The sequence below is a fragment of the Kitasatospora sp. NPDC001664 genome, assembly GCF_053596675.1.
This window is the reverse complement of the sequence record NZ_JBSFGS010000002.1, coordinates 435274-447975: the sequence shown is the minus strand read 5'-3', so window position 1 is coordinate 447975 and position 12702 is coordinate 435274. Positions and strand designations below refer to the sequence as shown.

Genomic DNA, 12702 nt, shown 5'->3' with positions numbered 1-12702 from the left:
CCGCCCCCGCTACCCGCTACCCGCTACCCGCCATCCACGTCCCACGTCCCACGTCACACGTCCCACGTCCCACGTCCCACGTCCCACGGGACGGTGCCACGGCTCAGCGGGCCAGGTGGTGGTAGGAGCCGAACTCGTTCGGCAGGCAGAGGCGCCCGAGCTTGCGGTACTCACGGGCGACGGCGGCCACCACCTCGGACATCCCCACCGGTCGGTCCGCCTCCGCCGCCAGGTACGCGGCGGTGACGGCGGCCGAGCGGATGTCGCCGCCGGCCAGCTCGAAGGAGCGTCCGCAGAAGGGGAGGTCGAGGTCGTCGCCGCGCGGCAGCGCCGAGCCGAGGCACCGCTCCCAGAGGGCGGTGCGCTGCTCCGTGTCGGGCATCGGGAAGTCCACCACCAGGTCGAGGCGGCGGGTGAAGGCCTCGTCGAGGTTGGCCCGCAGGTTGGTGGCGAGCACGGCCAGGCCGTCGAAGCTCTCCATCCGCTGGAGCAGGTAAGCGCTCTCCACGTTGGCGTAGCGGTCGTGCGCGTCCCTGACCTCGGAGCGCTTGCCGAAGATCGCGTCGGCCTCGTCGAAGAGCAGCACCGCGTTCACCCCGGCGGCCTCGGTGAAGATCCGCTCCAGGTTCTTCTCGGTCTCACCGACGTACTTGTCCACCACGGTGGCCAGGTCCACGGTGTAGAGGTCGAGGCCGAGTTCACCGGCGATCACCTCGGCGGAAAGCGTCTTCCCGGTCCCCGAGTCCCCCGCGAACAGCGCCATCACCCCGCGCCCCCGCCCGCCGCCCGGCCGCATCGCCCAGTCCCCCAGGACCCGGTCCCGGTGGCGGGCCCGGGCGGCGAGCTCGCGCAGCTGGCCGAGAGCGGCCGGCGGCAGCACCAGGTCCGCCCACCCCACGCCCGGCTCGATCCGGCGGGCCAGCCGTTCCAGGCCGGAGCTGTTCTGCGCCCGCACCCCGTGCAGGAGGTGGACCTCGGTCAGCGGCCCGCCGGCCAGCAGCGCCTGCTGCTCCGCCGTCCGGGCGGCCCGGCCGACCTGCTCCGGCGAGAGCTCGAACGGCGCCGCCACCCGCAGGTCCACCGCCGCCTCCGGCAGCGCCGCCCGCCAGAGCCCGGCCCGGTCCGCCGCCCCCAGCCGCCCGGTCTCCACCAGTAGCGGCACCCTCGCCGACCACTCCGGCTCCCAGCTGCCCCGTCCGGTCAGCAGCACCGGCACCGGAAGCTCCGTCAGCGCGCGGACCAGCTCCGGCCGTTCGGCCAGCGCCTCCACCGGCCCGGCCACCACCCCTGCCGCCACCGCTGCCGCCATCCCTTCCGACGCTCCGACCGGCGCTCCGGCCACCGCTCCCACGTCCTCCCGGGGCCCGCCGAACCCCGCCTCCCGCCCCACCGCCACCAGCACCTCGGTCGGTGCCGGATCCCGGGCGAGCCGGTTCAGGTCGAGCACCAGGGCCGCCCGCCCGGCCGCCCGGAGCGCCTCCACCGCCACCCCGCGCGCCGATCCCCCCGCCGGCTCCCGCAGGTACACCAGTCCGACCGCCTCCACCGCCGCCGCGAGCCGGTCCCGGCCACACCCATGCCCAAGCCCATGCCCAAGCTCACGCCCGCCACCGGGCCGCAACGGCCTTACCGGCAGCAGTAGTTCGGCCAGCCGGTGGTCCGGAGCGTCGTCGCCCAACAGGTGCGCCGCGACCCGGTCCGGCACTCGCAACGACCGCCCGAGGAACGGCCGGTCGGCCTCCTCCACCAGCAACAGCCCGCGCCCCGGCAGCGGTGCCGGGGCAACGAACCGTCCGCGGGCCGCCGCCGAGACCGCCGGAACGCCGCAGAGCGCGAGCGCCAGACCGATGGTCGGACGCCTGCGCGTCACGTCGTCGTTGAGGTACCCGTACAGCTGCTCGAAGCGCGCGTCCAGGTCGGGCACCAGCGCCACCAGCAGCAACTCCACGTCCAGCGGCTCCAGTTCGAAGCCGAGCCGGAGCGACCGGAGCCGCGAACCGGTGACCTCCGCCAGCCGCTCCGCCTCCGCCAGCCGCCCCTCGTCCACCGTGTCCGGCCCCGGGACCGCGGAGACCGGCCGGTCGAGCAGCCGCTGCACCGCCTCGTCGGCCAGGTACAGCCCCCGGAACGGATCGTCAGGCGTCGGATCGACCGCCCGTCGGGCCGCCACCGCCCGCCGGATCCGCTGCTCCACCAGCGCCACCCGCTCGGCCAGGTGGGCGTCGCTCACAGCCGCCTCCCCCGCCGCCGTCCCCGCCCGTCCGCCGACGGGCCGTCCGCCGCCACGCCGCCCAACGGGGGTCCGTCGGTCAACGGGCCGTCGACCGGCCGGCCGCCGTCGGCGGCACCCTCCTCCTCCGCGACCTCCCGGGCCGGCGGGCCTCCGAACTCCCCGCTCTGCAAGTGGAGTCCGTCCTCCCCGACCGGCGGGCCGGCAGGGTAGAGCGGCGCGGTGACCACGGGCGCACTGACCACCAGGTCCAGCGAGGGCTTCAACTCGCCGCCCAGCGCCGACCAGACGTCCGCGAAGGCGCGGTCCTCCGGTGGCGGCAGGGCGATCCCGATCGGCACCGGCAGTCCGGTGGCGGCGAGTTCGGGCCCGAGACCGGGCGGGGGCAGTGCGGTGTGGCGCAGGAAGCAGTGCAACAGGGCGGCCAGCAGCCGGTGTTCGTCCTCCGGGCGCTGGGTCCAGGCACTGATCAGGTAGGAGAGCTTGAAATAGCGCGGTGGCAGCGTGCGCGCCACCACCGCCCCGTCGGCGTCGTAGACGTTCTGCCGCCCCCGGGAGCCCCGCTTGAGGTCCTCCCGGATGTCGTAGAGGTAGAGGTTGACCGTGGGGGTGTTCCGCCGGGCCGCCCAGTCCCGGGTCGGGGCGTCGAAGACCAGGTCCACCTCCGCCCCGGCCAGCACCTCGGCCCGGACCAGAGCCCGCAGCGCCTCGTCCACCTCGTGGATCACCGCCGCGCTCACCGCCGCCACTGGAAGTCGCGGGGCTGGAGGACGCCGGGCACCACCCGGAAGCCGGTCCGCACCTCGCCGAAGACCGGATCACCCGGTGCCGCCTGCCGCACCACCAACTCCCGTGCCCCCAGGACGTCCTGGCGCATCACCAACACGGGTGCGGCGAAGGCCCCGTCCGCCCCCACCCGCACCGGCGCGGCTGCGGCCGTGACGCCCGCGCTCCAGCTCAGCCGCAGCTCGGCCCCCGGCGGGAACTGGCTGCCGTACGCGAGGGTGACCGTCCCCGGCGGTCCGATCGGCGGACTGAGCAGCACGGCGGGGCGCAGTACGGTCAGCGTGGCGGATGCGGTGTCGTTGCCCGGCTGCTCGTCGTCCCCGGCGACGGTGAGCGCTGCGGTGACGGTGGCACCGTACGACACGGTGGATGCGGCAGCGGCGGGCCGGAACACCACCGTGACCACCTCCTCCGCTCCCGCCGTCGGCAGCGCGACCGGACAGGCCGCGGTGCAGCCGCTCACCACCTTGGCGCCGGGCGGGAGTTGGGTGGCCAAGGTCACGCCTGTGGCGGGGGTTCCGCCCAGGTTGCGGACGGTGACGCGGGCCGTGACCGTGCCGCCGACGTGGGCGGTCGCCGGATCCAGCGCGACGGTGACCGCCGGGTCCGGCCGCGCGGAGGGCCGGCGCGCGGTGACGGCGACGGTGACCTCGGCGCGGTTGTTCTCGGGGCGGGGGTCGACGGTCCCTGCCCCCGCCGTGGTTCCGGATCCGGTGCCGGTGCCGGTCCCGGCGCTGCCCGTGCCGGTCTGGGGGCCCAGCGCGCGGGCGGTGACCGTCACCCGGACGGTGGCCCGCTCGCCCGCGCGGAGGGTGCCGAGGGTGCAGCCGGGCGGCGGCGCGGGCGGGGAGCCGGTGCAGGTGCCCTGCGAGGGGGTCGGCACACCGGTGGGCACCAGGCCGGCCGGAAGGGCGAGGTCGGCGGTGGTCGGGCGGGCGGGAGCGGGGCCGAGGTTGCTCACGGTGAGGGTGAGTTCGGCACTGTCACCCTCCGCCACCTGGGGACGGTCGGCGGCCAGCGTCACCTCCAGGTCGGCGGTCGGCTGCCAGGTGGGGGTGGTCTGCTCGCCGTACACCGGGCCGGGCAGCAGGCGCCCCTCTCCACTGACGGCGTCGGCGAGGCCGAGCGTGGTGACCCGGTACTCGCCGTCGCCGTCGGGCTCCACCTGCTCGGTCTCGAAGACCAGTTGGCGGCCGTCCGGCGACCAGGCGGGTGCGGCGGGCTCGCGGAACGGACCGTCGCCGGGCGGCACGGGTCGGACGTAGGTCGGACAGGCGTCGCTCCGGGGCACGACCTGACGGCAGTCGGCGGCGGAGCCGGCCATGGTCAGCAGGGTCCGGTTCTCCGTGTCGTACGAGTCGAGGGCGCGCAGCGGACCAGGGGTGGGCGGCGCCGAGGGCGACGACGGGGACGGGGGCGCGGGGGTGGGCGTCGGCGGCCGCTCCAGGGTGACCCGGCTGAACGCGAGGCGGTCGCCTTCCGGCGCGTAGGCCGGGCGCTCGTCACGGACCGGGCAGTCCTCGATCCCGCACTGACGGGCGGTCAGATCCCGCTGGTCGGAACCGTCGACGGCGCTGACGGTCCAGATGTGGCGCGCGCCTCCCCGCTCCTCGGAGGCGAGCCGCTCCCGGGACCACTCGGCGGCGGCCGGGCCCGGCGCCGCCGACCGCCGGGCGGCGAGGCCCCGGTCGACCGCCCCGCTCGCCCCTGTCCCGCTCGCCTCTGTCCCACTCGCACTCGCGCCACTCGGCCGCGCACCGTTCGGCCCCTGCCCCCCGACGCCTGCCCCACCCGATCCCAGGGCAGCCGAACCCGGGCCGGCCGAACGCCCGGCGACACCGACCTCGGGGAAGCACTGGCTCGCCCGGGAAAGCGCTATCCGCGTCCCGTCGGCCGACCAACTCGGGTCCAGGTCCTGGGAGTGGCACCTGCTCCGGGGCGCGGCCCGCTCCGGCACGGTGAACAGCACCCGTGCCCGGTCGGCCCCGGCGCTCAGGTCCACCACCTTGACCTCGCCGCCCTGGTACATCTCGTCCTCGGGGCAGTCCCCGCCGTCCCCGCACTCTCCGCCACCGCCCTCGGCGTAGGCCAGCCGGGTCCCGTCCGGCGACCAGGCGGGACGGCGCTTTCCGATCAGCACCCCGCCGACGCCGTCGCCCGCCACCTCCGCCGCGTGCGCCAGGTCGGCCGGATCGCCGACCATCAGCCGGTAGTCGTCCGGGGCCTCACTGCGCGTCAGCACCTGGACGAAGGCCAGCCGCCGCCCGTCCGGCGACCAGGCCGGGTCCCGGTACTCGATCCGTCGGCGCAGGTCCTGCGGGACGAGGTCCAGTCGCTCCAGCGGCACGCTCGGGAAAACGCTTTCCAGATGCCGGTAGCTCCCGTTCACCTCCGTCAGCAGCACGATCGGCTGCCGCCCTCCCGCTCGCGTGTACCAAGCCGCCGACTCGAACGGATGGGTGCTGTACGCCACCTGCCGCGCCGTACAGCCCCCGCATTCGTCGTCGACCTCGACCTCGGACGCGTAGCCGCCCCAGAGGAAGGCGATCCGCCTCCCGTCCGGTGACCAGGCGAGGTCCCTCCCGGCGTACTTCACCACCCAGGTCGGCGTGCCCCCGCCCGGCGGGACGGTGCCGATCGACGGGACACCGTCAGGAGCCCCGGCCAGGAAGGCAATCCGCCCGTGCCCCTCTCCGTCCACCGGCTCCCAGGCCGGGCGCCGGGCCTTGTCCGTCCCGGTCGCCACCCGCACCGCCGGGCCGCCGGGTGCGAACGGGACCCGGTACACCGCATCGGCGTGCTCGTACGCCAGCTGCCGCCCGTCCGGCGACCAGCTGCCCCAGCCGGCGTCCACGGCCAGCCGCCGCAGCCCACTGCCGTCCGTCCGGACCACCCACAGGCCGGGGCGGTGGTCCTCGTCCCGGGTGTCGTCGGCTTCCGGCACCGGGTAGGAGTCCTGGTACTCGTCCTGACGGCAGAGCCCCTCGAACCTGTCCTCGGACTGCCAGGACGTGAAGGCCAGCCACTGCCCGTCCGGCGACAGCGCCGGGTGTTTCAACCGCCAACCGGGCCGCTCCAGCAGGACCTTCGCCGGCGCCTCCCCCTGACGCCACATCAAGCGCTCGCCCTGCCCGCTCCGGTCACTCACCCAGACCAGGGCGTCCCCGCGCACCGAGGGCTGGCAGTCCTCCCCGGCCGACCCGGGCGGCAGCAGCGCCGTGGTCGGCGCCTCCGACCCGGCCGCCAGCACCAGCGCCCGGTGGCTCTGGTCCGCGGCGTACACGATCCGCCCGGGAGCCGGCTCGGCCGCCAGCAGCTGCACGGGCAGTCCCCGGCCGGTCCCGGCCCGGGGCACCGCGGCCAGCACGGCCGCCACCAGCACCCCGGCCAGACAGGCCCTCAGCACCCGCCGCACGGCCGCCGGCCGCCCCGCACCACGCCGACCCGATCCCCGCCGGACCACACCTCGCGTCACGGTCTCCCCCGGCCTCCGTCACCTCCGACCCTCCGCACCACCCTCCCGGATCCCCACCCCCGCCACACCCCACCACGGGCACCCACCGGGGCACCCCCCACTGCCCCTTCGGGCGATCCGGCACCGCGCCCCGACCCAACCCGCACCGCAGCACGCCTCGGCACACCACCACCGGCCAAGCCGCTCCCGCCCCCGATCGAGCCTCCCTCTCGCCCACCTGGCTGGCCGCCTGCCCCGGCTCAGATGAAGCCCTCCCGCATCGCGTAGGCCACCGCGTGCGAGCGGTTGCGCAGTTGGAGCCGGGTGGTCACCTCGTGGAGCACGTTCTTGACGGTCCGTTCGGAGAACGCGAGCGCCTCCGCGATCTCCGCCGTGTCGTGCCCGGCCGCGACCAGCCGCAGCACCTCCACCTCCCGCGCCGACAGCCCGGTGAAGGCCAGCCCGCGCGGGTCCAGCACCTGCCGCTGGAGCCGGCCGACCTGCTCCAGCAGCCGGCCGAGCAGGTCCGCGGGCACCGTCCCCTCGCCCCGCGCCGCCGCCACGATGGTCTGCACCAGCCGCGCCGCCGTGGCCTCGGCCCGCCGCACCACCCCGACCACCCCGCACTCCACCGCCGCCACCAGCCCGACGTCGTCCAGTTCGGTGCCGACCAGCACCAGCTGCCCCGGTGCGGTGCGCCGCAGTTGACGGAGCGTCTGCACCTCCTCCTCCCCGACCCGGTCGAAGGCAACCAAGAGCACGGCCGCCTCGTCCGCCTCGTCCTCCCGCAGCAGCCGCAGCTCCGGGCAGGGCCGCAGCTGCCCGGACAGCCCGGCCTCGGTGATCGGATCCTGGGCGCAGAGCCGGACCTTGATCCGCTCACCGCCGCCGTTCCCCTGGTACCGCACCGACGACACCCCCTGACTCGGCCGCGCCCGGTGCTCCGCACGCACCGACCGTCGGCCCGGCACCAGTGAACTCCCGGTCAGTCAGCAGGCACTTCACAAGGACTCAACGGGCAGCATCCGTGCCCGAATGTGTGACCGCGGGGCACCTGCCCGCCCCCGGGGCGCTCCGTACCCTCGCGGCATGACCACCTCCGCCCGCCTGGAGCCGCCGGCCAGTTCGGTGCTGCCCGGCGAAGAAGTCCGGATCGGCCTGGAAGTCCGCAACAGCGGCGAGATCGTGGAGGCCTACCACTTCGAGGTGCTCGGCGCGGCGGCGGAGTGGTGCACGGTCGAACCGGACCTGCTCTCCCTCTACCCGGGCACAACGGGCCAGGTCTCCGTCCTGGTCCGACCGCCCGTGGAGGACGCGCCCCTCGCGGGCCCGGTGCCGTTCGCGGTGCGGGTGCAGCCGCAGGAGCGCCCCCAGGACGCGGCGGTGCCCGAAGGGGTCGTGGAGATCCTCCCGATCGGGCGGTTCGACGCCGAGCTGAGCCCGCAGATCTCCCAGGGCCGGGGCACCGGCCGCCACCGCCTGGCCCTGGACAACCGGGGCAACCGACCGGTCTCCGCCACCCTCGCCGGCGCCGACCGCGGCGAACTGCTCACCTTCGAGCTCCCCGCCGCCCCGGTGTCCACCGATCCCGGGCGGGCCTCCTTCGTCGACCTCAAGGTCCGTCCCGAGCGACGGATCTGGCGCGGCACGGCCGTCCCGCACGCCTTCCGGCTGACCGTCGTCCCGGACGGCGCCGAGCCGCTCGCCCTCGACGGCACCTACGTCCAACAGCCGGTGCTCTCCCGGGGGTTGCTCCGCGCCCTGGCCCTGCTGCTGGTCCTGGCGGCGGTGCTCGCCGGACTGTGGTTCGGGCTGCTGCGGCCCAGCGTCAAGAGCCTGGCCAAGGAGGCGGTCAAGGAGCCGCTCGAGTCCGCGCAGGCGCAGGCCTCCGCCGCCGAGAAGAAGGCCGGCGACGCGGCGAAGGCGGCTGCCGAGGCGCAGAAGGCGGCCGGCGTCACCCCGCCTCCGTCCCCCTCATCGAGCCCCAGTGCCAGCCCCGTCCCGGGTGCCCCGGCGCCCGGCCCGGAGGCCGCGCTCTTCTCCACCCGGCTGACCGCCTCCCCCGCCACCGGCAAGGAGGCCGCGCAGAGCTACACCGTGCCCGAGGGGAAGACCCTCCGACTCACCGACCTGGTCCTGGAGAACCCGCAGGGCGACAGCGGCACCGTCACCATCTCGGTGGACGACAAGCCCCTGCTCGCCCCTGCCCTGGAGAACTTCCGCGAACAGGACTTCCACTGGGCCTCGGCCATCCTGGTCAACGCCCGGCAGCGGGTCACCGTCCGGGTGAACTGCCAGGCCCCCGGACACCCGCCGACCGGCCCCGCCCCTTCCACCTGCTCCGCCGCCGCCCTGATCAGCGGCACCCTCGGCTGAGCGCACCCGCCCCGGGACCGGGGCCGCCACCGTCGGACGCGGCGGCGGCCCCTCCTGCCGGTCCCCGCCGGCGGAGTTGACGCTCAGTCGGCCGCCACCGGGGCGAGCACGCCGTGCCGCGTGGCGTCGTCCGACCAGCCGAGCTGCCCGTCCGGAGTGAAGCGCAGCTCGACCTTGTGCGGGCAGGACGCCCCGCCGAAGACCGTGCCGGCCACCTCCTGCTTGGCCTCGCCGACCGTCAGCGGCACCATCCCGTCCGACGGCCGCTGCTGCTGCACGACCTCGGCGGTGCAGTTGTCCATGCTGAGCGTGCCGACCAGCACACGCGGCCCGCGCGCGGTCTCGACCGCCCGCAGGACCAGCCGGACCGTCCCGCCCGCACCCGGGTACCCCTCCGCGACCGTCCCGCCCCAGACCCCGGCCATCCGCTCGGTGAGGGTCGGGCCCTGGCTCGCGGTCGCCTGATCACCGGGCACCTGACCGCTGGGCACCGACCCACCGGTCGCCTGACCGCTGGGCACCGAACCGCTCGGCACCGGCGTACCGACCGTCGTACTCTCAGCCACCTGACCGGCCGTCACCCCCGGGCTCAGGGGCGGACCGCCGGAGACGAGCAGTCCGGCCGTCCGTTGCCCGGGTTCGTAGAGGGCGGGGACCAGGTACAGGCCGCGGAAGGCCACCGGCATGCCCAGGCTCGTCCGCTCCGCGTACCGCGCGATCCGCTGCACGCTCCACCGCTCGCCGTCGGTGGAGGTCCAGATCAGCGGCACGTACCCCAGAGCCTCCTCGGCCCACCCGGTGGCGACGTAGCCGTGGCCGGTCCACTCCAGGTACGCCGGCCAGCCGCTGCCCGACGCGGCGCCTTCCGGCAGCGGCAACGGGACGGCGGTCGTCCAGTGGACACCGCCGTCGACGCTCCGCGACACCCACACCTGCATCCGGTCGCCCGAGGCACCTTCACCACCGGCCTCGCCGCCACCGTCCAACGCGCCCTCGGTCTCGCCGCCACCGTCCAACACGCCATCGGTCTCGCCCCCACCGTCCAACGCGCCTTCGGTCGAGCCGCCCGTCGCCGCCGCTCCGCTCGCCGTCACCGATCCGGTCGCCGTCACCGCTCCGCTCGCCATCGCCGATGCGCTCGCACCGGGTCGGGGCAGCGGGTGGTCCACCAGGGCGACGGCACTGCCGTCCCCGACGGCCACCAAGGTCCCGGCCTCGCCGGTCGGAACGCGCAGCAGCGCCGCGCTCCCCGGCCGGCCGTCGAGCCGCAGCGCCGCCCAGGCCTTCGCGGCGCCCTCTCCCCCGCCGCCGGGGCAGAGCGCACTGAGCACGGCCGGCATCGTGCCCCGGTCCGACCGTTCGTACAACCGGCAGTCGCCGACCGGGAGTTCGTCGGTCTGCCAGCCGGTGTCCTGCGGGCCGAGCACCGCGACGTTCCGGTCCGAGACCGCCACCACCGCGCGGGTGCCGTCCGTGTGCACCCGGGGGCGTCCGACACGTGCCCCGTCGGGGGCGGGCGGGCCCTCGATCCTGGTCCAGCGGCGACCGTCCGCCGAGCGCCAGGCGACCTGCTCGCCGAACACCGGCGTGGCCGAGCCGACCACCGACACCCCCACCGCCAGGAACCCGCCCCCGTACCGGACCAGCCCGCTGACCTCGACCCCCCAGCCCGGGCCGCGGACCTGGCTGCCCAAGTCGCCCTCCTGCCAGGTGACTCCGTCCGCCGAGTACCAGGCACCGCCGGCCGTCCCGACCGCCACGACGACCTCGGGCCCCGCCGCGAGGTAGTCGGCGGAGAACCGGTCCGCCGCCGTGCCCGGCACCAGTGCGGCCGTCGGCCGGAGCGTCCAGACGCCCGGCTGCGGCGCACCGGTCCGCCCCTCGTCGACGAGCAGCCGTCCCAGGAGCAGGCCGCCCACCGTCAACGCCAGGACCCCGGCCACCAGGACGACCCACCGGGCTCGCCACCGCACCGCCCTCACGAGGCCGCCCCGCAGGCCCCGTTGGGATCCGTCAGCTCCTCCGCGGGGACGACCAGCCTGCCCGGCCCGTCGGTTCGCACCTTGATCTGGTACCCGGGCACCCCGTCCAGCGTCCCGGCGGAGCGGAACGGGCCCAGGCTGGTGGTCCGCTCGACCCCGTCGACCAGGTAGCCGACGTCGAGGCTCCACTCGTAACTCGCCTTGCAGGACGTCACCTTGAGGATGATGAGCTTCGATTGGCCCTTCTCCACCAGCGTTCCGGTGATGCCGTCCGGCGCCGTCCCGACCTCGACCCAGCGCCCGCCCTCCACCGGCGCCGTCAACCGGGCCCGGTCCAGGTCCAGCTCCGGCCAGACCGGCAGGCTCGGGCCGCCGCAGCCTTCCGGACGCGACAGGGTCCAGGCGTACGGGGGCGTGTCGACCTTCTTGATCACGGGTTGCAGCCGGGTCAGCGTCACCGGCGCGTCCACCGCGCTGACGGACACCGTCAGCGCCCCGGCCAGCCAGGAGGCCGCACCCATCGCGGCGGCCGCGTTCCGCGGATCGTTCTCGAACCCCAGGTCCACCGCCCCCACCTCCGGGCCACCTCGTGGCATCGCCACCCGGCTCGTCAGGTCACATCCCGCGTTCCGGGCCGGCCACACCGAGCCGACCGAGACCGTGGCGGGCTTCCCGTCCCCGAACACCAGCCACCCCGTCACCGCCCCACCCACCGCGAGCACGGCCAGCCCCGTCAGCACGGTGCTCCGCCGCACCCTCGGGCGGAGGTGCTGCACGATCAACGTCGGGTTGTCCCCGATCACCGCGTTCCCGAGGTTCCCCCCGACGGCCAGCGACTTCTCCCCGCTCGCCGTGACCTCGTCGCCCCTGTCCGCCCCGGACTTCATCCGATGCCGCACCTCATCCTGACCCCCAGACCACCCGCCCCGCCGATCCGCCGCACGGGATCACCGGACCACCAACTCTAGGCCCGCCCAAAGGACTTCCGACACAGAATCCCCACATACGAGCCCAGCAGGGCACCGACCCCTCGTCAGCACGGTCGGACCCTCCCGGCGCCTCCCGCACGGGTCCGACGGAAATCCGACTCAGCCGCGGGCGCCCGCCCCGGTCACACCCGGCTCCGCAACGTCAGGCCGCCCGCAGCTCCAACCGACCGGTCGCCTCGCGCCCCCTCACACTCCGTCAACCCCACCCAGGGCACGCCCCGCCAGCTCCACCAGCGCCGCCGTGATGCGCTCAGGCGAGACACCGCGGTCGCGTTGGTGGCGGAAGAGTTCAGGGGCCAGGGGGGCGAGCAGGTGGTCGGCGGCGGCCTCGGGGTCGCCGAGGCCGGCCTGGCGGGCGAGGTGGGCGACGTGCAGCCGCCAGAAGCCGTAGGCGCCGGTGCCGTAGCGGGCCAGGCCGCTCTCCGCACCGAGGGCCAGGTGGACATGGGTCTCCAGCAGCTCCGTCATCGCGGCGTAGAAGGCCGCGAGCCGGTCGGCCGGCTTGGGCGCGGGTTCGCCGAAGACTCCGGGGCCGAGCGGCGCGGGGCCGCTCAACAGCCTTTCCTGGAGCTCCCGTTCATGCTCGTCGAGGAGCGCACGGGCGATCGCCGCCCGGTCGGGGTAGCGCCGGTAGAGCGTGCCGCGGCCGATGCCGGCGGCCTTGGCGATGTCGTCCATGGTGACGGCCGACGGGTCACCGTCCGCGAAGAGCCGCTCGGCGGCGGCGAGCACCCGGGCCCGGTTGCGGGCCGCGTCGGCCCGCTCCCGCAGCGGGGGGTCGACGGCGAGCGGGAGCGGCGGCAGTTCGGTCACGGCAGCAGCCTAACGAGCAAGTGGACAGAGCGTCCACTTGCTCGTACGGTGAAGCCGACCCAGAAGCGGACA

General features: G+C 75.6%; 8 protein-coding genes. 1 reads left to right on the top strand and 7 read right to left on the bottom strand.

The window, feature by feature from the left end; all coding sequences use genetic code 11:
- Positions 1 to 103: 103 nt before the first annotated feature.
- From ACWCYY_RS04390 to ACWCYY_RS04375, 4 genes are all read right to left on the bottom strand, one after another.
- Positions 104 to 2230, bottom strand: a complete 2127-nt coding sequence (locus ACWCYY_RS04390; RefSeq protein ID WP_449795058.1) for an ATP-binding protein — start codon at positions 2228 to 2230, stop codon at positions 104 to 106.
- Entirely contained in the window at positions 2227 to 2970 is a 744-nt protein-coding gene (locus tag ACWCYY_RS04385) for a DUF4255 domain-containing protein (RefSeq protein ID WP_449795057.1), read from the bottom strand. The genes ACWCYY_RS04390 and ACWCYY_RS04385 overlap by 4 nt, the downstream gene beginning before the upstream one ends.
- Entirely contained in the window at positions 2967 to 6422 is a 3456-nt protein-coding gene (locus tag ACWCYY_RS04380; RefSeq protein ID WP_449795056.1) for a hypothetical protein, read from the bottom strand. Before ACWCYY_RS04380 ends, ACWCYY_RS04385 begins: the two co-directional genes overlap by 4 nt.
- A 308-nt stretch (positions 6423 to 6730) precedes the next feature.
- Positions 6731 to 7378 carry a response regulator transcription factor gene (locus ACWCYY_RS04375; RefSeq protein ID WP_449795055.1) on the bottom strand — a complete coding sequence of 216 codons (648 nt, stop codon included), beginning with the start codon at positions 7376 to 7378 and terminating at the stop codon, positions 6731 to 6733.
- A 181-nt stretch (positions 7379 to 7559) separates the two neighbouring features.
- Here ACWCYY_RS04375 and ACWCYY_RS04370 point away from each other — a divergent pair, with 181 nt between their 5' ends.
- A complete protein-coding gene (locus tag ACWCYY_RS04370; RefSeq protein ID WP_449795054.1) occupies positions 7560 to 8846 on the top strand; it encodes a COG1470 family protein in 1287 nt (428 codons plus the stop codon).
- Between the two features lie 83 nt (positions 8847 to 8929).
- On the opposite strand, the gene ACWCYY_RS04365 is transcribed toward ACWCYY_RS04370, so the two are convergent.
- The 3 genes from ACWCYY_RS04365 to ACWCYY_RS04355 form a co-directional block, all read right to left on the bottom strand.
- Positions 8930 to 10789: a hypothetical protein gene (locus ACWCYY_RS04365; protein ID WP_449795053.1), complete on the bottom strand. Its 1860-nt coding sequence runs from the start codon at positions 10787 to 10789 to the stop codon at positions 8930 to 8932.
- A gap of 35 nt (positions 10790 to 10824) precedes the next feature.
- Positions 10825 to 11715, bottom strand: a complete 891-nt coding sequence (locus ACWCYY_RS04360; protein ID WP_449795052.1) for a hypothetical protein — start codon at positions 11713 to 11715, stop codon at positions 10825 to 10827.
- Between the two features lie 288 nt (positions 11716 to 12003).
- Positions 12004 to 12630: a TetR/AcrR family transcriptional regulator gene (locus tag ACWCYY_RS04355; protein WP_449795051.1), complete on the bottom strand. Its 627-nt coding sequence runs from the start codon at positions 12628 to 12630 to the stop codon at positions 12004 to 12006.
- Positions 12631 to 12702: the final 72 nt, after the last annotated feature.

Bases quoted from the DNA above. Each gene is read 5' to 3' on its own strand.
- ACWCYY_RS04370 (WP_449795054.1), top strand. From the start codon at position 7,560: ATGACCACCTCCGCCCGCCTGGAGCCGCCGGCCAGTTCGGTGCTGCCC.
- ACWCYY_RS04360 (WP_449795052.1), bottom strand. From the start codon at position 11,715: ATGAAGTCCGGGGCGGACAGGGGCGACGAGGTCACGGCGAGCGGGGAG.